This is a genomic window from Lagierella sp. (genome assembly GCF_029983815.1).
Lineage (GTDB): Bacteria > Bacillota > Clostridia > Tissierellales > Peptoniphilaceae > Mediannikoviicoccus.
On the sequence record NZ_JASBYU010000003.1, the window covers coordinates 85,173 to 105,021 of the forward strand.

At 33.1% G+C, this 19,849-nt stretch carries 23 protein-coding genes; 1 reads left to right on the forward strand and 22 read right to left on the reverse strand.

The genetic code is table 11. From position 1 onward, the window contains the following. Positions 1-9 precede the first annotated feature (9 nt). From Q1K37_RS02615 to Q1K37_RS02685, 15 genes are all read right to left on the reverse strand, one after another. On the reverse strand, positions 10-909 hold the full coding sequence (locus tag Q1K37_RS02615) for an SDR family oxidoreductase (protein WP_300409083.1): 900 nt from the start codon (positions 907-909) through the stop codon (positions 10-12). Between the two features lie 2 nt (positions 910-911). After that, positions 912-1,331, reverse strand: coding sequence for a DUF2188 domain-containing protein (locus Q1K37_RS02620; RefSeq protein ID WP_300409084.1), 420 nt, complete (start codon positions 1,329-1,331; stop codon positions 912-914). 109 nt (positions 1,332-1,440) lie between these two features. Continuing rightward, positions 1,441-2,520, reverse strand: a complete 1,080-nt coding sequence (locus tag Q1K37_RS02625) for a DUF2871 domain-containing protein (protein WP_300409086.1) — start codon at positions 2,518-2,520, stop codon at positions 1,441-1,443. Continuing rightward, positions 2,511-3,092 (reverse strand): TetR/AcrR family transcriptional regulator, encoded by a 582-nt coding sequence (locus Q1K37_RS02630; RefSeq protein WP_300409088.1) that lies wholly within the window; start codon positions 3,090-3,092, stop codon positions 2,511-2,513. Before Q1K37_RS02630 ends, Q1K37_RS02625 begins: the two co-directional genes overlap by 10 nt. A gap of 3 nt (positions 3,093-3,095) precedes the next feature. Next, positions 3,096-3,500 carry a hypothetical protein gene (locus Q1K37_RS02635; protein ID WP_300409090.1) on the reverse strand — a complete coding sequence of 135 codons (405 nt, stop codon included), beginning with the start codon at positions 3,498-3,500 and terminating at the stop codon, positions 3,096-3,098. A gap of 167 nt (positions 3,501-3,667) precedes the next feature. After that, positions 3,668-5,008, reverse strand: coding sequence for a rhodanese-like domain-containing protein (locus Q1K37_RS02640; protein WP_300409092.1), 1,341 nt, complete (start codon positions 5,006-5,008; stop codon positions 3,668-3,670). A gap of 108 nt (positions 5,009-5,116) precedes the next feature. Beyond that, the gene (locus Q1K37_RS02645; protein WP_300409094.1) at positions 5,117-5,695 is read right to left on the reverse strand and encodes a TMEM175 family protein; all 579 of its coding nucleotides are present in this window, start codon (positions 5,693-5,695) and stop codon (positions 5,117-5,119) included. Positions 5,696-5,708: 13 nt separating this feature from the next. Then, positions 5,709-6,554, reverse strand: coding sequence for a pirin family protein (locus Q1K37_RS02650; RefSeq protein WP_300409096.1), 846 nt, complete (start codon positions 6,552-6,554; stop codon positions 5,709-5,711). Positions 6,555-6,808: 254 nt separating this feature from the next. Then, the gene (locus Q1K37_RS02655) at positions 6,809-7,402 is read right to left on the reverse strand and encodes a hypothetical protein (protein ID WP_300409098.1); all 594 of its coding nucleotides are present in this window, start codon (positions 7,400-7,402) and stop codon (positions 6,809-6,811) included. A 19-nt stretch (positions 7,403-7,421) separates the two neighbouring features. After that, positions 7,422-9,056, reverse strand: coding sequence for a ribosomal protection-like ABC-F family protein (gene abc-f, locus Q1K37_RS02660; protein ID WP_300409100.1), 1,635 nt, complete (start codon positions 9,054-9,056; stop codon positions 7,422-7,424). Positions 9,057-9,100: 44 nt separating this feature from the next. Further along, a complete protein-coding gene (locus tag Q1K37_RS02665; RefSeq protein WP_300409102.1) occupies positions 9,101-9,625 on the reverse strand; it encodes an FmdE family protein in 525 nt (174 codons plus the stop codon). Positions 9,626-9,782: 157 nt separating this feature from the next. Next, positions 9,783-12,212 carry an ABC transporter permease gene (locus Q1K37_RS02670; protein WP_300409104.1) on the reverse strand — a complete coding sequence of 810 codons (2,430 nt, stop codon included), beginning with the start codon at positions 12,210-12,212 and terminating at the stop codon, positions 9,783-9,785. Then, positions 12,205-12,885, reverse strand: coding sequence for an ABC transporter ATP-binding protein (locus Q1K37_RS02675; protein WP_300409106.1), 681 nt, complete (start codon positions 12,883-12,885; stop codon positions 12,205-12,207). The genes Q1K37_RS02670 and Q1K37_RS02675 overlap by 8 nt, the downstream gene beginning before the upstream one ends. Positions 12,886-13,017: 132 nt before the next feature. Then, positions 13,018-13,875, reverse strand: a complete 858-nt coding sequence (locus tag Q1K37_RS02680) for a HAMP domain-containing sensor histidine kinase (protein ID WP_300409108.1) — start codon at positions 13,873-13,875, stop codon at positions 13,018-13,020. A gap of 1 nt (position 13,876) precedes the next feature. Continuing rightward, on the reverse strand, positions 13,877-14,527 hold the full coding sequence (locus tag Q1K37_RS02685) for a response regulator transcription factor (protein WP_300409110.1): 651 nt from the start codon (positions 14,525-14,527) through the stop codon (positions 13,877-13,879). A 216-nt stretch (positions 14,528-14,743) separates the two neighbouring features. Between Q1K37_RS02685 and Q1K37_RS02690 the strand changes: the two genes are divergently transcribed. Then, entirely contained in the window at positions 14,744-15,337 is a 594-nt protein-coding gene (locus Q1K37_RS02690) for a phosphatase PAP2 family protein (protein WP_300409112.1), read from the forward strand. 47 nt (positions 15,338-15,384) lie between these two features. On the opposite strand, the gene Q1K37_RS02695 is transcribed toward Q1K37_RS02690, so the two are convergent. The 7 genes from Q1K37_RS02695 to Q1K37_RS02725 form a co-directional block, all read right to left on the reverse strand. Next, positions 15,385-15,870, reverse strand: a complete 486-nt coding sequence (locus Q1K37_RS02695) for a GNAT family N-acetyltransferase (protein WP_300409114.1) — start codon at positions 15,868-15,870, stop codon at positions 15,385-15,387. 10 nt (positions 15,871-15,880) lie between these two features. After that, a complete protein-coding gene (locus tag Q1K37_RS02700) occupies positions 15,881-16,390 on the reverse strand; it encodes a DNA-deoxyinosine glycosylase (protein WP_300409116.1) in 510 nt (169 codons plus the stop codon). Between the two features lie 163 nt (positions 16,391-16,553). Further along, entirely contained in the window at positions 16,554-16,751 is a 198-nt protein-coding gene (locus tag Q1K37_RS02705) for a hypothetical protein (RefSeq protein WP_300409118.1), read from the reverse strand. Between the two features lie 410 nt (positions 16,752-17,161). Beyond that, positions 17,162-17,920, reverse strand: a complete 759-nt coding sequence (locus Q1K37_RS02710; protein WP_300409120.1) for a hypothetical protein — start codon at positions 17,918-17,920, stop codon at positions 17,162-17,164. Between the two features lie 50 nt (positions 17,921-17,970). After that, a complete protein-coding gene (locus Q1K37_RS02715) occupies positions 17,971-18,597 on the reverse strand; it encodes a hypothetical protein (protein ID WP_300409121.1) in 627 nt (208 codons plus the stop codon). Positions 18,598-18,605: 8 nt separating this feature from the next. Then, positions 18,606-19,445, reverse strand: a complete 840-nt coding sequence (locus Q1K37_RS02720; protein WP_300409123.1) for an MBL fold metallo-hydrolase — start codon at positions 19,443-19,445, stop codon at positions 18,606-18,608. Between the two features lie 26 nt (positions 19,446-19,471). Beyond that, positions 19,472-19,822 carry a DUF1801 domain-containing protein gene (locus Q1K37_RS02725; RefSeq protein ID WP_300409124.1) on the reverse strand — a complete coding sequence of 117 codons (351 nt, stop codon included), beginning with the start codon at positions 19,820-19,822 and terminating at the stop codon, positions 19,472-19,474. Between the last annotated feature and the right edge of the window lie 27 nt (positions 19,823-19,849).

Sequence of the window (19,849 nt, forward strand, 5' to 3'; positions counted from 1 at the left end):
GCCTCTTTATTAACTACATATAAACTGTCCACCGTTTATATGAAGGGTTTGTCCCGTTATAAAACTATTGCCCCTTGTCCATGCAAATAGAATATAGGCCTCTAGCAATTCTATTGGCTGTCCAGCCCTTGAAAGTAAAGTATTTTCTCCAAAATTTTCTACATGGTCCGACTCGAAGGTGGATGGGATTAAAGGTGTCCAAATTGGACCTGGCGCAACCTGGTTGACCCTTATCTTCTTTTCTCCAAGGCTTTGGGCTAAGGACCTTGTAAAGGCTGTTATTGCACCCTTTGTCGAAGCATAGTCAATTAGGGACTTATTTCCCTCATAAGCTGTTACGGAAGCTGTATTTATAATTGAAGAATCTTCCTTTAAATGCGGTAGAGCCGCTTGAACCATAAAAAACATACCAAAGAAGTTAGTTTCAAAAGTTCTCTTAAGCTGCTCTTCGCTAATATCCAATATGCTTTCCTGAGGATGTTGTTCTCCAGCATTATTAACTAAAATATCGATTTGACCAAATTTGTCCAAAGTTGTCTTTACAACTTCTTCACAAAACGCCTTATCTCCCACATCCCCTTGGATTAGAATAACTTCTTGTCCGATTTCTTCAATCTTCTTTTTAGTGGTTTCAGCATCTTCACTTTCCTCCAGGTATACAATTACAAGATTAGCTCCCTCTTTCGCATATCCTATAGATACAGCTCTACCTATTCCGCTGTCTCCACCAGTTACAATTGCAACCTTGTCCTTTAACCTGCCTGCTCCTGGGAAATCATCATCATATACAGGCTTGGTCTTCATATCTTCTTCCTTGCCTGGTCTTGTTGGAAGTTGTTCCCCAGTTATATTTTCACTAGTTTTCTCCACCGACTTTGTATAATCACGTTCATTAAAATCCTTTTCCATTATCATTCTCCTTTTTTGTGAGAAATTACCTTTCCATCTCTATATTCAGCAATTTCCTTTGCTCTTTTTTCAGCATCAACTTTTTTATCATGCAAGGAGTCTGCCCTCTTTGCACCTTGGGTTTTTACTTCCCACTTTTTATCCTCTTCTCTATATCGTACAATCACATCAGCGTCCTGCAATTTACCTGCATTGGAATTGGTTTTTTTATGCTTTGTCACATCTTTTTTCATGGTGTCCTTTTTTTCTTTAGGACTAGCATTCTCAGCCCAATCCTTTGCTTTTGAAATTGCAATCGGTATTACTCTTCCTTCATCATAGCCATCTTTCAACATAGCATTACCAATATCAATGGCCTTCACTCTAACTTTTTCCTCCAAATTCTTAAAAGAATCAGGATAATCTTTCTTTGTCCAAACCATGATCTGCCTCCCTACTATGAAATTTTGCTACAATTTTTATATACCCAGTTGAAATTTATCAAAAACAAAGGGCCCCTCTATAAAGACGAGCCCCGTTTTTTGTTTTCTATTAACTTTTGCTATTTTCATAAGAAATTTCATAATTTTTCTTTAACTTAATAAGCATCCATACAAGTCCAATGGATAAAATTATATGCCCTAGACCAGAAAAGCCAGAAATCATAGGGATACTGATAATTCCCTCTTCTTTTCCAACCACATCATATATACCATAAACCGTCATTGTAACTATTGTAAATATCAAACCTACCATATAGGTCATGAAAGGTTTCTTTAATTTTATAAATTTCTCACGATTTTTTCCCCTTGTTGCTAAATATAAAACAAAGATTAAGATAAACCCTAGAACCAGCGTATGAACATGAAGCTTTCCTAGATGGGTTGCACCATTAAAGTTAAAATATTTTGTAAATTCTCTATAAAAAACTCCAGCAACCAATCCCATTATCAAGAAAGTAAATGAAATATCATAGAGATTCTCTGGCTTAAACTCATTTATATAATATTTGTAACCTTCTAAAATTAAGAGTACATATGCTATGGTTTTAGGCATCATTAGCGCACCTAACATAGGATATTTTGAAGCCCATAACACTACTGGTATATAGAATGCAAAGCTTAAGAATATCCAAATGCTCATATTATTTAAACCGGAAACTTTTCTTTTCTTGTAAGTCCAAAAAATTAATAGCAATCCCATTATTAAAAATGGTATGTTTCTAATTATTCCCATTCTATAATTTCCGTTGACTATTCCCCAATTATTTTGTGGAAGCATCAACAAAACTAGCCTAATAGCGGATAGAATAATGATGGTCCATTTTTTATTATTATCTAAGTCGCCACTTTGTTTTCTGTAATAAAAATAGAACAAGAGATAAAAGATAGTCATAGTTATACCAGTTATAAACTGCCCCCAGGACAATGCCCTTTCATAGGCTATAAAACCATCTGGAGTAAGATGTGCCATCACCCTTGGAACAAGATGGAATGCATCCCCAAATCCCAGGAGTAACGCCATCCAACCTACTAAGTTTGACTCCTTACCTTTAAATATTAATAGTCTAACTCCAAGCCCTATTACTATAGAAAGATATAGTATGTCGAATATCGATTCAATTACTGCCATGTTTCAATTCCCTCCTTTAACCATTTTAGATATTTAGAAAAATGCGTTATAAACTCTTCCTTTGTCCATTTTTCCATAAAATTTCTCTGAATCAAATTATGGATAAATGCCTTGATATAGTACAATTTTTCCATATCTAGATTCTCATCAACCTTCTTATTTTTTAAATCACCAAATTTTTTCTGGTTATATTTTTTCCAACGATCTTCAAGCTCCACAGTCCAGTAGAGATATCTGTTTTTATACAAGGTATAGGCTTCTTTAGAGAATAATAAGTTTGAGATTTCATCCCTGTAGCTTTCCAAAGACTTTACAATATTATAATCATTTTCTTTATAAAGCCTTATAAAAAGTTGGTGCACATCCACAGTTTCTAAATCTAAAATCATAAAATATGCATCTTCCAAATCCTCAAAGTACTGATAGAAGCTTCCCCTTGCAATCTTTAATTTTTCAACAATTTCCTTTACACTTGCATCAAAGACCGTCTTTTCTTCAAAAGTGGTTTTTAAAACTCCAATAATATTTTCTCTTTTTTCATCGCTTAAATTATAAAAAGTTTGCTTAGGCATTTTTTACTCCTCTTTAAAATAAAGATAGATATATTTTACTCCCGCTAGAAAAAGTGCTAACCCTAGTCCCAAATAGAATATAAAGATATACAGGTCAGCAACAAGACCGCTTCTTCTTAGTAAAATTCCAAAGGCCATCATAAAGGCCATGATTAAATAGCCCTTTAAATCTAAGAATTTCCAAAATTTTACTTCGTCGTCTTTTAAATTCATTATTCGATTTCTATTTTTAACTGCAAAAGGCGAAAAAATCTTAAAGAAAAATAAGACAAATACAATTAAACTTATAACTAACCAAGGCAAAACTTCATTGAAGGTAGTATACGCAGAATAGGCTGTTTTTAAAACCATAGATCCTGCTAACATCCAAACAACAGCTGCTATTATCAATAAACTTTTCCTTTTCATAAATACTTTTCTCCTTCCTTGTGACACTATGTCACTTTACTTCTATTTTATATGACACAGTGTCATTTGTCAAGTATTGTTATAGCTTTATCTCTTCTTTTCATAAAAAAACACCCTACTAAAAAAGTAATAGGGTGCGTATAACTTTTTAATTTTAAATTTAGATTTTATCCAAGTCTTTTTACCGCTTGGTTTCCTCCTGCAATTACCACTACATCATATCCCCTTTGAATTAAAAAGGACGCCGCTGTAGTTGCAGTATTTCCTGAGTTACAAAGTATATATATGGTTTTATCCTTTGGAAGGATATCAAAGTCCTTGTACAAAACTTTTAATGGAATCTTGTAATAGTCCTCACTTGACTTTCCTATCTCCTCCAAGTTGTCAACCCCTCTAATATCAAGGGTTATTTTGTCCTCGAGGTTACAATAGTCAGTTGCTCTAATCGTCTTTATCCTATCCCAATCTTTGGCACTATTTATAAAGCCTTGTACTCCCCCTTTTAGATATCCAGCTATATTATCAAAGCCTATTCTCCTTGCTGTCCAATAAGCTCTTTCGATGATATCCAGGTTGTCATCTTGAGCGATAAACACCAGGTTGGAATTTGTATCTAAAATGGTTCCTAAAAACGAAGCAAGATTTCCCATACTTAAAAAATAGGACCTTGGAATGTGACTTTCAGCAAAGGCCTGTGGCGACCTAAGGTCCACCAAGGTATGATCAGAGTTAAGATCAGAAAATTTTAAAGGTTTAAAATTGCCATCACAATTTACAAATTCAGCTCCCTTTGTGTTACAGATTTCCATTTTTTCAAAGTAACGTGGCTTTATCTTCATCTTTCCATGGTTTTTAATAAAGTCTTCTCTCTTGGTATATTGAAGTTTTGGATTGTTTAATTTTTCATACCCAACTGTGGTAATTGGCCTTTCATCCATACTGTCACCGCATGCAGATCCATTTCCATGGGCAGGATTTACTATTACACCATCACCTAGTTTTAAAATCTTATTAAAGATACTGTCATATAAAAGACCAGTCATCTCTTCTAAATTCTCTTTTCCATAAAAGTCCGTTCTTCCTACATCCCCCATAAATAGACAGTCCCCGGTAAAGACCATGTAAGGGTTGTCCTTTTCTTTTTCAATCAATACATAGGACATATGTCCTTTGGTATGCCCTGGAGTATGTAGAGCTTTTATCAAAAGACCTCCAAATTCTACAACATCCCCATCAAAAATTTCATTTCCATATTCATATCCCAAGTCTTCATGACCTGAAATATAAACTTTTGCATCGGTAAGTTTAGACAGTTCCATAGATCCAGAAATATAGTCCTCATTTCTATGGGTCTCAAAGATATACTTTAAATTTAATCCCTCTTCTTTAAATATGTCTAAATATAAATTGCTATCCCTCATGGGATCGATTATTATAGCTTCGCCATTACTTCCAACTATGTATGAGTAATGGGCTAATCCGTCTGTTTCAAGTTTTTTAAAAAACATATTATCCCTCCCAGTATATACCTACCCATAATTGACCTTTTGATTAAGAAACCTTTCAAATCCTAAAATAGAAATTTATCATTAAAAAAGAGGACCAAAGTCCTCTAATTATATTTCCCTATTTGCTTTTTCAATCCTAGTATCGGGCACAACCCACATAAGGGCAATTACAAAGTAGATAATATAGGACAGAATGGGAAGAAAAAATGATGAGATTATAGAGATTCCATAACAAATTATAGATGTCTTTCCCTTTATGTCCCTTCCTATACTATTTGCAATTGCAGAATTTTGTCCACTTATTTTTATTACCTCTCTCTGTAACATATTGTAAGAGATTGCACACATGAATAGGATTATTCCATATAGTAAAGTGGGCAACTCCTTTAGTGGATTAAGTCCTAACCACTCTGTTCCCGTTGGAATAAGCGACATCCAAAAAATCCAATGTAGATTTTTCCAAAGTAGTCTTCCAGAAACAGATTCCAACATATATATCAGATGGTGATGGTTGGCCCAATATATCCCCACATATAGATAGGATAGTACATAGGCTAAAAATGTGGGAAAATTGTTCTTTAGCGCAGAGAAACTAATGCTTTCTGGAGGCTTTAGTTTCAAGACCATTATGGTTATGACAATTGCCAAAACGCCATCACTAAAGGCCTCCATTCTATCTCTACTCATGTTCTACTTCCTATTAGTCGTTAAATTCTAATTCTTGTCTAATGAAAGTTCCATTTCTCAAGTCTTGAGATGCCCTAATAAGCTCTTCTTGAGTATTCATAACAATTGGACCTGCCCAAGCAACTGGCTCATTTAACTTTCTAGATCTCATATATAAAATTTGTGCCTTTTCACCTTTATTTGTCAATTCCAAACTGTCTCCTTCTGTTAGTTTAACAGCAGTCTTTTCTTCAATAAGTTCATCATTTACATAAACTTCACCTAGAAGCGTAAAGATCATAACGGAGTCTTCATTGTCCATATTAAGTGTAATACTTGCATCCTTTTCAAGATGAATATCATAATAGTCAAGTGGTAAGTGTTCTCCCTTAAAACCTTCATGGCCTTCGAAGGAGCCTGCAATAAGCCTTATCATACCGCCATCGATTTCAATTTCTTCAATTTCATCTCTTTTAATACTATTATAAGTTGGTTGACTCATTTTTTCGTCAGAGGGCAAGTTTAGCCACAATTGTACACCCAAGAGTCTATCGGCGGCAGGAACTTGCTCCTCATGAAGAATTCCAGATCCAGAGTTCATCCACTGTACCTCGCCATCACCGATTTCGTCTTCATTTCCCAAGGTATCCTTATGCACCATTCTACCCTTATAAAGATAACTTACAGTCTCAATTCCTCTGTGGGGATGCATAGGAAAACCAGCAGTGTAGTCGTCCGGGTTAGTACTGTCAAAGGAATCCAACATCAAAATCGGATCGAACTCTTCCACAGTTTCATGTCCTAAAACCCTTACCAAGCTAACGCCAGCACCGTCTTGTGTTCTAAAACCTTTAACTTTGCTCTTTACTTCTCTTTTCATTAAATTTCCTCCTTTTATTGTAGGTTTGTAAATACATCATTTATCGCTTCTTGTCCTAAGTTTAAAACTTAAACAAAGGACCTTTTCGCAATTTAGTACTAACTAGTCCTATCTATTTGTATACCCAAATTTATTAATTTAAACAATCGAAAACTCTTCTGTTCAAATGACACAACTTAATATTTAATAACTTAAATCTTCCTCATTATAAAGAAAAAGACCAAGCCCCAAAATAGGAACTTAGCCTTTTATATTTATGAAGAAATTTCAACTTCAGTTGCTACACCATTTTCCACTTTGATTATAAGACCCAGCCCGGACTCCTTAACTTCCATAAAATAGTCATTAAATTCCTCCACAGTCATGACTTGGGGTTCATTTAGACCGCCAACAGCCTTATATTCAGTATTTTCATCAACTTCAAAAGTATAGGTTTTATTTTCTAAGATCTCATCCTCTGAAGTAGTATAATCCTCTTGTCCAAAGGAAAGGGATCCTGAAACCTTCAAAGTCTCACCATCAGACTTTGCCTCATAGACAGAAGTATTTAAGTTGTCAAATTCTCCTTTTTTTGACGCTATAATACTTGAAAAGTAATTCCCGTCATTTTGAAGGTTGTTTTCAGCATCATTTACGCTGTCTTGTGTCCCTTCGGAAGTTTCAGTTTCATCCGTTTCAATAACATCAGATGATTCTTTTGTAGGCTCTGAACTTTCAGTAGTTTCACTAATATCTGTTATTTCTGTAACTTCATTTTCTGTACTTTTCTCACTGTTCTTATTGTCACATGCCACAAAGATTAAGCACATTGACAACAACAAAGGTATTATATATGCTTTTTTAGTCATTTCACACCTCATATAAGATCTAATTTAATTTCTTCTCAACCTCATCCAATTCTTTAAAAATCTCTTCCTTAGACCTTATACCCAAGCTAAGCTCACTTAATAACATGGTCCTTCTCATTTCTAAAACCATCTTGTTTTCATCCTTCTTGTCTTTTCTCTTCTTTAAATTTTCATATTCCGTTAAATTACCTGAAAAAGACTTAATCTTTCCATTTTTTATTATCCAGATTTCATCAGCTAAGGTGTCAATAAAATGTCTGTCATGGGACACAAAGAGCATGGTTCCTTCAAAGTCTAGAAACAATTGCTCTATCGCCTCAATGGACTTGATATCTAAATAATTTGTAGGTTCATCCAGTAAAAGCACATTACAATCGGAAACAAAGAGCATCCCAAAGGTAAGTTTAATCTTTTCTCCACCAGATAGTACCTTTGCCTTGTTATAAAATTGTTCCCTTGAAAATCCCATTCTCACAAGAACATTTCTATTTATCTCCTCCTTTTGTATGGAGACAGAGTCGATATTTTCCAAGAGGTTTTTCTCTTCGTCTATTTGATTGACCGCTTGACGATAGATTCCAATTTTTGCCTTTGGTACAATTCTAATTCCAGGTACCTTCTTTTCAATTAGGCGTAAAAGAGTCGTCTTTCCACATCCATTTTCACCAATCAGTGCAGTTCGTCGATTTCTTTTCAATGTAAAACTTGCCCTATCGAAAAGTTTTTGACTTCCTTTGTATCCGAAGGTCAAATTGGTTCCTTCAATTATCACATGGTTTAAGGGTGGGTTAGTCAAAGAGAAGTCTGGCCTAATGATATTTTGTTCCTGGGGTTTTTCCTTTTTTTCCAACTGTTCAATTCTCTTTTCAGTATGCTTTGCTGCCCTTTGGAAGCTCTTTTCTTTGCCACCAAAGGACTTTCCCACAGCGCCATATTCCCTTTGCTTTATCTCGCTATTAGAAAGATTTTTTGGCTTTGATTTCATCCTACTGGCCTTTATCCTCTGTCTTTCAGAAATCTTTAATAGCCTATTCTTCTCTTCAATGTAATTTTCATATTCCTTTGTACGTCTTGAAAACTCCTTTTCCTTCCACTGTAGATATTCATCATAATTTCCTGGAAAATCAACTAAAGTTTTTTCCACTATCTCAATTGTTCTATTGGTTAAACTATTTAAAAGCTTTCTATCATGGGAAATTAAAATAAAACTTTCTACATTTTCCAAAGTCTCTTTTAACTGCTTTATCCCCTCAATATCCAAATTGGAGGTCGGTTCATCAAGTATTATAATATCAGGAGAGTTGGTGAAAACTTCAGCCAGTCTTATCCTGGTGTTCTCTCCTCCAGAATAGGTTCTGTTCTCTTGGCCATAGATATCATTCACTTTCCACCTGCTCATGAATTCTCCTGAAATTTCTTCAGTATTTTCTAAGGAATCAAACTGTCTAAAAACCTTCCACTTTCCATTTCTTTCGACATTTCCCGTTAATGGCTTTATTTCTCCTAGGATAATGTTTAGTAAAGTGGTCTTTCCCGATCCGTTTTCTCCAACAAGACCAATTTTATCTCCAGTCCACACCTCCAAAGTTTCAAAATCAAATAACGTTCTGTCTCCAAATCCCATGGATATATTTTTTAAATCTAGTAATTTCAAATTTTCACTTCCTTAATTTAGGGAGCAAAAACTTTTAACTGCCTCTACCATCCTCGGCTATACTCATCAAAACAGTCCAAACAAAGCTTTCTCCCGTCTTCAATTCTAATCTTGTGTTCCGGTGCATTTTCACCACAGTTTTCACATTTTATATTATTGAATTTTCTTGCTTTTTCAGGGAGTTTTATATCAACATTCTTCCAGCTAAAAACTTCCTCGGCAGGAGCCTCTAGGATAAAGTTTTGAGTTTCTTCTTTAGAAAGATCCTTTGGAAGATCCTTTAAAATAAATCTAATAGCTTCACCAGTCTTTCTCGAAATGAAAGTAAAGGCCATCTTTCCAGTGTCCTTGTAAAGTAAATTACCCTTCCCTAAAGTACAACCTGTAATAACTTGAACTCCATCTACGCCACAAGCGTCATTTTCAGTTATACAAACATTTTCTTCATCATTAGAAAAATCAAGGTTCATCATCTCCTTGGCAATAAGAGATGCCCTAACTCCTATAGCAAGTCCAGGACATTCATGTCCGTGAAATTCAACACATTTTTTCCAAATTTCATTGTCCATCTTTACGTACCTCGTTTCTTAATATTACTTATATCCTATCATAATATTTTTTCTTTTTATAGTAAGCCATCATTGTCCTTAATAAAAAACAAGCACCCAATCAAGACATAAAGTTCAATTACAACAAACTTTACATCTGATTAAGTGCTTTTAAATCCTATTTAATAAGCTCTATTGTAGGTTTATTTAAAATTCGTCTTAGTGAAAAATAGTAAATCCCTATGTTAATAATGTAAACCACCATGGCAAACCCTAAAAACAACCAGTAATTGTAATAATCCAACAAATTTTTAAACTCAATCGTTGGTACTAGTAGACCCAAAACAAACATCACTACCAATGTAATGCCAATGGATAAGATAAAGGATTTTACCTGTTCTGATACAAATTCCTTCAAATAGGCAGATTCCACATCCTTTAGGTTCATACCACAGGAGTATAAAGTACCTATCTCCTTTTTTCTATTCATTAAACTCAAATTTATAGAAGAATAGCCATTGGTAACATTCAATAGAAATATTATCGTTCCTATTCCTATTACTATTTTAACCAACGATTCTAAATCTGTGGTTCTTAGCTTTTCTCTTTCCTCTTCAGTTACTATATAGTAATTATCGTTTGGAGAAATTGCCTTTTTTATTTCCTGGTCTGCATAGTCCTTGGCTTCATCTATCTCAAAATCTCGAACTTTCATACTCAGTTCATAGGGATATCTCTTATAAGCCTCATCTCTAGCTTCTTCCATAAGATTAAAGTAAGTGTCAAAATCAGTATATAATTTAATGGTTAAGGGGAAAGTAACAGAGTCGTATTGTCCCAAATTATTTATAGTTCTGCTTATTTTGATTTCCTTACTAAAATCTTCACCTATGCTAATTTCCATACTATCTGGTTTTTCGAAATATGGAATTAACTTTGCTTTAGAAATAGGTATGGAGGCATCTTCTTGAACCATATTGTAAAGGATAAACTCTCCCTTTTTCCCACCTAGGCTTTTAAAATCTTCATATTCTAAAGCTATTAAACGCCCCTCTAACTCATCAGTTTCATATCTTTTTAAAGTCTTGTCAATATCTTTTTCCAAATTTACAGCCTTTGCTTCTCCCGAAAGCTCTAGATTATTTTTTACCGAAATGTATTTGGACTTTGAAATATAAGCTTTATCGTTAGGTAAATCTTCTTTTATGGATTGCAGTATTTTTGGGACTTTATTTTCCTCACTATAATAATCTACAAAGATATTGTTTCCAGTGTCGTAATAAGCAAAATCTCTATAGTACTTAGCCATTCCAAATATTATAATAAAGACGGAGATTATGATAATTCCCATTGCTGAAATATAGCGATGAGACTTTATAGAAGCAAGATTGTTCAACTTCAACTCTCTCCAAAGCTTTTTGTCCCTCTTCTTTTTGTATTTATTTAAATCTATATTTCCCTTAATTCCATCAATTATATTAATTTTTGAAATAATCCTTGCAGGAGACCTTATTGCAAAGAACACCACAATAAATGAAACTAAGATTATAATAAGGCTTAAGATGGGATTAAAAGTTAGTTTTTCAAATTTTGAAACTTCCTGACTTTCTTGAACGGTTCTATAGAGAAAACTCATAAAACCAAATCCTGCCAAGTGACCTAAGAGAATTGGAATTACTGAAATAATGATTCCCTCCTTTAACAGAAGAAGAAAAATTTGAAAATTCGTCGTTCCAATTGACTTATAAATAGAAAGCTCCCTAGTCTTCCTAAGTCCCCAAACCTTGAATATATTTTTAATAAAAAAGACAAATAAGGCAATGCATCCTATAACTGATAGAATATTTACAGCTTTAGCCAAGATATTGTGAGGAAAATCAAACTCTACTCCATAGTAATTAATCAGAGAAGGACTAATTACCATTGAGACTTCTTCTCCCAGTTTTTCACTTATATCTTTTTGTATAAGTTTTCTATTCTTATAGCCTTCTTCAAAGGAGTCAAATTTTAGCAAAATCACACCTGGGTCTATATCCTCTTTATAAACAAGTCCGTAGCTAATTCTGCTATATTTATTGTAAATATTTTCATAGACGCCAACTAATTCAAATTCCTCCGTTCTATCTGTTATAAAGGTTTCCTTGTCAGTAAGGGCCCCTCTAGGCTCTATTTCAACTCCATCAGAAGTCCTCTTGCCCAGATCGATTTTTAACTTGTCATTTATTTTTAATTTATACTTTTCAACTATTCCCTTTGAAAGTACAATCTCCTTTTCATTTTTAGGAAAGCGCCCTTCTATCATTTCTGAATATTCTCTCATCTGATTTACATTTCCATCTTGAAAGTCCACGGCTATTAGGTCATTTTTATACTTACCGCTGGTAGGTTTTATAGAAATTAAACCTGCGTATTTAACCTTATCCACAGACTTTAATTTGTCTAGCTTTTCCCTATTGAATGGTTTATCTAATTGGGCATGATAATAATCAGATGACATATAGTATTCATAATTTGACTTTAAGTTAGTATATCCATAGTAAAATACTAAAGTAAAAAACAAACTTACTATAAATAGGGATATAAAAATCGGAAAATTCTTCTTATTCATTCTTTTCATCCCCTACAATTTTACCATCTACAATAGTAATTATCCTATGGGCTTGTAAAGCAATGTTCTCGTCATGGGTAATAAGTATAATAGTTTGTTTTAGTGTGTGATTAAAGTACTTTAGTATATCTATTATCTCCTGGGAGTTTTCCCTGTCCAAATTTCCCGTAGGTTCATCCGCCAAAATGATGGAAGGACTGTATATAAGACTTCTAGCAATGGCAACCCTTTGTTGTTGTCCCCCTGACAGTTCCGAAGGAAAAGCATCCATCTTATCTTCAATCCCAAGCTTCTTAATGATATCTTCAAAAAATCCTTCATCCACCTTTCTCATATCCAACTTTAAAGGCAACTGTATATTGTGCTTTACAGTTAAGTTGGGTATAAGATTGTAAAATTGGTAGACAAGTCCTACTTTTCTTCTTCTAAATAGGGCAAGTTCCTTTTGAGAATACTGGGAGATGTCATTTCCTTCAATGTAAATCTTTCCAGAAGTTGGACTGTCAACTCCCCCTAGTATATGTAACATAGTAGATTTTCCTGACCCACTAGGTCCTACTACTGCTACAAACTCTCCCCTATTTACCTTTAAATCTATGTTATCTAATGCTCTAACCTCCGTTTGTCCTTTACCATAAACTTTAGTTAGGTTTTCTATTGATAATATTTCCATACTTACCATCCTTTCCAACTATATTATAATAATTGAAAGTGACAATTAAGTGACATTTGATTGTAAAGAGCTACATAAAAAATAAAATTTCAATTTATTATCTTGGACTTGATTAAAAAAGTTAAATTAAACCTATTTATAAAATTTTACTTTAAAAATTGCACCACTTTTACCATTTAAAACTTCGATAGCTCCATTGTTACTTGTGATAATCGACTTCGCCATGGATAGTCCGATTCCAAAGCCTTTAGAGTCTGGAGTCTTGTAGAAGCGTTCAAAGATTTTACTAAGTCTTTTTAAAGCAATTCCTCCACCGTCATCCTCTATAGTAACCTGCGTAAAGATAGGATTATCCTTGGTGCTAACCCAAATTCTAGTAACTTTATCTAAATTTATGGAATTTTTCAAAATATTTATAAAGGCTTCACATATCCAGTAAAAATCTCCCTTTATCCTATAATCTGTAAAATCTTTAGAAATTGTAACCTTCTTTCGTTCTATATCCGGCTCCAGTATTTCAATAACATAATCAAAGACTTCACCCAAAGTAAACTCATCAAATTTCATCTTTTCGATATTTGCATCGAGACTGGATAATTTAAGAAGTATGTCGGAAAGGTCATTGAGTCTATTGAGTTGGCTTTCAAACCTTATAAAGCTATTATTACTTTTAACATCCTGATCCATAAGCTGCAACTCAAGTAACAGGGTGGTTATTGGCGTTTTGATTTGATGAGCAATATTTTCAAGATTTTCTATTTGCATTTTTGAAAGTCTTTTTGTGTTCTCCCTTTCTTCCACAACTTTTAGAAAGAGTTTGTAAATCTTATCCTCAAGTATAGAAAATTCATCTTGTTTCATAGAAAAAGAGTAGTCGCCACAATTTAATTTATCAATATGTAGGATAATTTCATCTATCCTTTGTTTTTGCCTTTTTCGCATAAAAAAATATACAAGTATAAGGCTTAAAATCCATAGTATAATCCACATCTTATTCCATCCTATAGCCTATTCCTCGAACAGTTGAAATCAAATTCTTCGAGGTCTTATTTCTAATCCTCTTAATAGTAGCAGTCAAAGTATTGTCATTTACAAACTGATTTCTATTCTCCCAAAAAGTTCTTAAAAGTTGCTCCCTTGTAAAGATTCTATTGGGGTTTTCTATAAATAATTTTAGCACTTCAAACTCTAGGGCAGTCAAATCTACAACCTCTCCATTATAGTAGGCAACTGCTTTTGTAAGGTCCATCACACAATTTCCATAGCTAATTTTATTATCTAGTTCTACAGTTCTAGTCCTTAGACAAGCGTCAATTCTAGCTCTAAGAATGCTTAGATTGAAGGGTTTTGTTAAATAGTCGTCAGCTCCAAGATCCAAAGCCTTAACAATGAAGTCCTCCTTGTTTTTTACCGTTGTTACAATGACGCGAATGCTCTTAGCCTTTAGTACCTTAATCAAATTTGTTCCTTCCCTGTCTGGAAGATTTATATCTAAAAGCGCCAAATCAAAATCTTCTTTTGAAAGTTCAAGAGCTTCACTATAATTGTTGACAATTGATGTTTTAAACCCTTTTTCTTCCAAGAAGAAGCTAAGTTGATTTGATATTGTAAAATCGTCTTCAATAATTAAAATACTAGCCATTTACATCTCCTCTTATTCTTTCTCATCATAATAAGATTAGCAAAACAGGTACAAAGTTTCAATTGTACCCTTGAATTGTAAAATGTTGATCTTTAAAATAAAAATTTAATTAACATAGATTTTAATTGATTATAGATATAAGTCTTGATATGCTAGATAAGGACAATATACTCTTACTCAAGAGATAGTCGTCCTATTAAGAAAAAGGAGAAATTCATGAATTTAAGACAGGTTATAATATATCAAGTTATAATTTTGTTAGCTCAAGTTATACTTTATTTCGGCTGTGAGAAATTTCAAAAAACACCTAAAAATGTGGATTTACCAATCGATAAGAGAATACCGGTGATCCCTCTTTTTACACTTATATACATACTTTGGTTTCCACTGATTGCACTATTTCCAATTTCCCTATTTAATGCATCTCCAAATCTATATAAGATTTATATATTAGCTTGGATTTTAGATATCACAATAAGCATAGTTATTTACATGGTCTATCCCACAACTTGTACAAGGCCTACTAACTTAAGAAGTTTAGAGGGCGGTTGGATGTTAAAGATAATCTATAGTTGTAGCTATAAGGGAGTTAACTGTGCTCCAAGCCTTCACTGCTCCATTTCAACACTAGTGGTAATTGCAGCAGTCTTATGTACATCCATGAGTATGATACTTAGGGTGGTTTACTCAGTTATTGCCTTTGGAATAATCATATCCACCATGTTTACTAAACAACATGTAGTCGTAGATGTAGTAACCGGAGTTTTACTTGGAATTGTAACATTTGTAATAGCTTTTATAATAATATAAGAGAGGGCATGCCTCTCTTGTTTGCTACATTTTAAAAACTTGTAAATCTACTTTTCAATTTCAAAGTATAGATAATTTGGTCCTGGATTTTTTCCTTCAGGGAATTCTTTTCTTTCAAAACCTAGCCTTTCATATAGGGAAATAGCCTTTAAATTATCCCTATTTGGATCCACACAACATCTCTTTGCTCCCATTTCAAAGGCCTTATCTATGGCAAATTGTAGTGCTTTACTTCCAATTCCCATACCTCTAAACTTTGGAAATAGTTTTATATCCATTCTGGAAGATTTTTGTTTGTCAATAGAATAAAATGTTTCACCACAGAATTCTTCGTTGAAATATATAGAAAAATGATTCTTTCTCGGTCTATCTTTATCCAATTTTTCATACCACTTTTCAATTTCATCTTTACTATAATGTAGTCCATGTGGGAACCCTACATAATACATGACTTCACCACTTGCCCACAATTTTCTAATATTATCTAAATCCTTTTTACTAGTTTCTACTATTTTCAAATTTTTTAAGTCCATCAATTCACCTTTACAAATATTTTAAAATTATATTCCACTCTTTTACCAAGTCTTCCAATCTATACCTGGCGTTTGCAGGGCTAGTGGATGGTAGTTTTATCCCTTCTAAGCCTAACACCTTAGAGTGATACTTTTTGTAGTATTTGAAAGAAGTCCCGCCGTTACAAAAAACTTGTTGGATATCTGCTGTCTCTACAATATTTTTCAAATCAGAAGGTTTAACATTTTTGATACTTGCATCACTTGAACCCACGATATCACATTGAAAGATTGAATCGAAGACAGCTATTTTGTTTTTTAAAAGAAAATCCCTTCTAACTTCTATTTCCCTACTAAGCTCAACTCCAAATAATCTTTCCATAACCGGCCAAAACCTATTTTGTGGATGTCCATAAAAGAATCCATATTCCCTGGTCTTAACAGAGGGGAAAGATCCAAGGATTAAAATTTTGGACTCATTATTATATAAAGGCTTCAAGGGATGTGTTATAGTTTCATGTTTTCCATTATTTATTTCCATATTATCATTCCTCTCTAGACTTTAAATTTATTTCCTACTATATTTCATCAAAAATAATGGTCTGTTTTCTTACATCTACTTTACAACTGACTCCAAAGGGGATGATACACCTTGGAGTAGCATGTCCTACATTTAAATTGTATAAAATACTTAAGTCTTTATTTCATATCTCTTCAAGAAGTATCTCCTTATATTCATCATAATACATTTCATCCTGAGGTTTTCCAAACAATAGACCATTTATTGCATTAAATATACCAAGTTCTTCTAGTTTTTTATATTTTCCCAAAATTTTTTTACAATTGTAATTAAGTATATAAGACAGATAACCCCAAAACTTACCATTAACAATCGATACCACAATCCTACTTCTCTTGACAAAATACTGAAAGCAAATAATAAGACTGTTATTGTTCCATATATTACGGTAATTAAAGATACGGATATAATCCTTATTATCTTTGGAGCTTTTTTACTTGTGGTAGCATTAATAAAAACCATCAGCAATGCTGCAAATATTAGAACTTGAATACTTTCTATTACTTTAGACAGTGTTAAATTCAATATTATTTACCCTCTTCCTATCTTTTCTTTAATTATTTACTCTTTATTTTATCAAATTTAATACATTAAAACATCCCCTTTTTAGTTGCTACTTTAGTGGTTTACAGGTTTAGCATTATAGCAAAAAAATAATCTATCACTTTTAATTTAGCACGAAAATAAAAACCGCCCTCTGTAATTACACGAGAGGACAGTCAATCTATATTTCTATCTTGTTGCTGGAATTCTAAGGATAAAACCTATACCAATTGCAATTAACAATCCCAGAATAGCCATAAAAATTCCTATTGCTGAGACGGTATCCAGTCCTGCCTTCCAACCATCTTCTTTTTTTGACTCTCTTATTATCTTTGAAAGTAGGTCAACATCTTGAAATGGACTATGATTTATTTCAATTCCGTCATCTTTCTTTTTTATCTGTGCTCCAGTAACAAATTTAATGCTCTTTCCACCTAAATAGATCGGAGTAATATATAAATTATCTCCATCTTTCTTAAAACTAAAATCCGTTCTGATTTCCTTAAATTTATTTGGACTACTGGTTTTAAGAATTGTAATTCCTGGAACATTTATGATTTCTCCTGAGTTTAAAAATTCATTTTCATATTCCATTATATCCCTTATAATCCTTAAACCATCTTCATTGGTTTGTATAAAATAGTCTGTACCTTCTAGTCTTGTAGCCAATTTATTCGCCAATTGAAGTACATTTTCTTGTCCCCTTCTCTCTTCCAAAGGAAAAAACTCTTTTGAAATCTTTCTTTGGTCAAAATAAATCCTTATGGAAGAAGCTAATAAAACCAATATTAAGATTCCTAGTGCTATAATCCCATAGAGGATATACTTATTTCCCGTTGGTTTATATCCTATTTTATATAGAACGATCGAAAAGATTAATAAGATTACTATTAATATACCTAATGCACCAATTGGACCTAGTTGAAACTCTCTTCTATAAATTTTCATAATATTCCTTTCTGGGTGGTTTTGTTCTAATATTACCCAGATTAGGATTATTAAAAACTGTTATCAGAGTTAAAGTACCTGTCACAAAAATCATACCATTTGTCAACGTAATCAAAATGGCTTAATTCCACTAAAGTAAATGGGCTTGCCACTTTTCTTCTTTTAGCTTCTTTGACAAAATCAAATATGAAATCATCTATCTCTGTAAGATAGCCAAATACATAATCGAAGTTTAAATTAGAGGCATATTTAAGTCTACTATGCCCGTCTAAGGAAATATATGAATCCCCATCTTTAAAAACAGGAACTATTACATCCTCTTCACTTTTTATAAAGCTTGAAACAGCTTTTACTTTATCTCTATCCACAAAAAACTGTGATGGCTGAATCTTTATAAGGGGAATTTTGAAAAGAGAAATGTCATTGAATTTTTTTATAAGTTTTCCATTATTATCGTAAAAGATAGTAATGTGTCCGCTATAAAACCTAAACTCGTCTATCACTTTATTAAAATATCTCGTTTCATTTCCTTTAATAACCCCACTATTCTTTCCAGTAATAATTATTTCAAAAGGGAATTTTCCATCAACTATAAAACAACCATGTTGAAGTAATGCCCTTTTAGAAAATCTTTCATCATCATATCCATCGACTCTTTTTATATTAATATCTTCCACTTTGTCACCTAAACATGAAAACTTGTTCTTGGCAGCTGTAATACAGTATCTACTCCATGGTCTTCACAATAATTTACCAGCTCAAACAATACATGATCCGTCTTTTCTGCAATTCTAGGCATGGTTTTAGTCGGTTCATCTAAAGGTTTAAAGAAATTGTCCCAATGTATGGGTAGGACAAGTTTAGCTTTGGTCATACCTATTGTCTCATGAAAAAATTCATTTTTAGTTTTTTCATCCATCTTAGTTATTCCCGCTAAGGCCAAAAACAACACATCCACTTCGAAATCTTTTAGTCTATTTTCAATATAATTGCAGCTAGGGTGTATCAGATAACTTTTATCATTATTTTCAATATAAAAGTCATAGGATCCACCTTCTTTAAAGTTTCTCAACTTTCTATGCCTTCTCAAGGGTCTTTTTATTTCTTCTCCCAGGTCATTGTTAAACACCCTTGGCTTTGAATGCTTTGATGGGATTACCGTTATTTTAAAGTCTCCAATTTCATATACTCTGTAGTCCTTAAAGACGACAATATTATTTTTGTTAACCTTTTCTCCTAGAGCTATATTCTTTGTGGTTTTGCTGCCATATATAGTCGCTCCTGTCTTTTTTGATAGAAATGGAGCATCCATTACATGGTCATAATGAGAATGGGAAATAAAGATGCCCTCTAGTCTATTTACATTGTATTTTTTCAACATGCCTTCAATTACTTCTTCGTCACTAGAAACCCTCTTAAATAGGTATTGTCTAACGGAGGGCCTTGTAAAATGGGCGTCGAATAGAATTTGACTATTTCCATCATCAAATAGTAATGTAGTTGTCCCAAAACTTGTAATTTTCATAACTTTCATCTCCATGATCCTATTTGTTACTTACCTAAGTTTTCCCTACACCAGATTGCAATTTCTCTAATTAAATCCATAGGAAGTTCATCCTTATAAGATATTTGAAAACCGCCTTTAGAATATTTAAATCCACGCTTAAGGATTTCTTCTTCAAATTCCTTGATGCCGGCAGATGTTGGAAAGATCCCAATGTGATTTTTAAAGGCAGCGTAGTGAAATAAATTCCTTTTACCTTTAAAAGTAGGCATTCCGTAGGATATCTTTTCTTCATGTTCCTTAAAAACCTTTTTTAGATTTTCCCTAATATAAACCAACCTCTCCTGTATCTCCTTAGGAAAGGAAGAAATGTAATACTCTACTTCTTTACTGGACATGGTAACCCCCTCTTTTATTTTTTATCT

Excerpts from the sequence above, each read along its gene's own strand:
- Q1K37_RS02685 (WP_300409110.1), bottom strand. The coding sequence starts at position 14,527 with ATGGCTAGTATTTTAATTATTGAAGACGATTTTACAATATCAAATCAA.
- Q1K37_RS02630 (WP_300409088.1), bottom strand. The coding sequence starts at position 3,092 with ATGCCTAAGCAAACTTTTTATAATTTAAGCGATGAAAAAAGAGAAAAT.
- Q1K37_RS02645 (WP_300409094.1), bottom strand. The coding sequence starts at position 5,695 with ATGAGTAGAGATAGAATGGAGGCCTTTAGTGATGGCGTTTTGGCAATT.
- Q1K37_RS02670 (WP_300409104.1), bottom strand. The coding sequence starts at position 12,212 with ATGAATAAGAAGAATTTTCCGATTTTTATATCCCTATTTATAGTAAGT.
- Q1K37_RS02635 (WP_300409090.1), bottom strand. The coding sequence starts at position 3,500 with ATGAAAAGGAAAAGTTTATTGATAATAGCAGCTGTTGTTTGGATGTTA.
- Q1K37_RS02625 (WP_300409086.1), bottom strand. The coding sequence starts at position 2,520 with ATGGCAGTAATTGAATCGATATTCGACATACTATATCTTTCTATAGTA.
- Q1K37_RS02620 (WP_300409084.1), bottom strand. The coding sequence starts at position 1,331 with ATGGTTTGGACAAAGAAAGATTATCCTGATTCTTTTAAGAATTTGGAG.
- Q1K37_RS02665 (WP_300409102.1), bottom strand. The coding sequence starts at position 9,625 with ATGGACAATGAAATTTGGAAAAAATGTGTTGAATTTCACGGACATGAA.
- Q1K37_RS02720 (WP_300409123.1), bottom strand. The coding sequence starts at position 19,445 with ATGAAAATTACAAGTTTTGGGACAACTACATTACTATTTGATGATGGA.
- Q1K37_RS02700 (WP_300409116.1), bottom strand. The coding sequence starts at position 16,390 with ATGGAAATAAATAATGGAAAACATGAAACTATAACACATCCCTTGAAG.
- Q1K37_RS02725 (WP_300409124.1), bottom strand. The coding sequence starts at position 19,822 with ATGTCCAGTAAAGAAGTAGAGTATTACATTTCTTCCTTTCCTAAGGAG.
- Q1K37_RS02690 (WP_300409112.1), top strand. The coding sequence starts at position 14,744 with ATGAATTTAAGACAGGTTATAATATATCAAGTTATAATTTTGTTAGCT.
- Q1K37_RS02615 (WP_300409083.1), bottom strand. The coding sequence starts at position 909 with ATGGAAAAGGATTTTAATGAACGTGATTATACAAAGTCGGTGGAGAAA.
- Q1K37_RS02655 (WP_300409098.1), bottom strand. The coding sequence starts at position 7,402 with ATGACTAAAAAAGCATATATAATACCTTTGTTGTTGTCAATGTGCTTA.
- Q1K37_RS02640 (WP_300409092.1), bottom strand. The coding sequence starts at position 5,008 with ATGTTTTTTAAAAAACTTGAAACAGACGGATTAGCCCATTACTCATAC.
- Q1K37_RS02695 (WP_300409114.1), bottom strand. The coding sequence starts at position 15,870 with ATGGACTTAAAAAATTTGAAAATAGTAGAAACTAGTAAAAAGGATTTA.
- Q1K37_RS02680 (WP_300409108.1), bottom strand. The coding sequence starts at position 13,875 with ATGTGGATTATACTATGGATTTTAAGCCTTATACTTGTATATTTTTTT.
- Q1K37_RS02675 (WP_300409106.1), bottom strand. The coding sequence starts at position 12,885 with ATGGAAATATTATCAATAGAAAACCTAACTAAAGTTTATGGTAAAGGA.
- Q1K37_RS02710 (WP_300409120.1), bottom strand. The coding sequence starts at position 17,920 with ATGAAAATTTATAGAAGAGAGTTTCAACTAGGTCCAATTGGTGCATTA.
- Q1K37_RS02650 (WP_300409096.1), bottom strand. The coding sequence starts at position 6,554 with ATGAAAAGAGAAGTAAAGAGCAAAGTTAAAGGTTTTAGAACACAAGAC.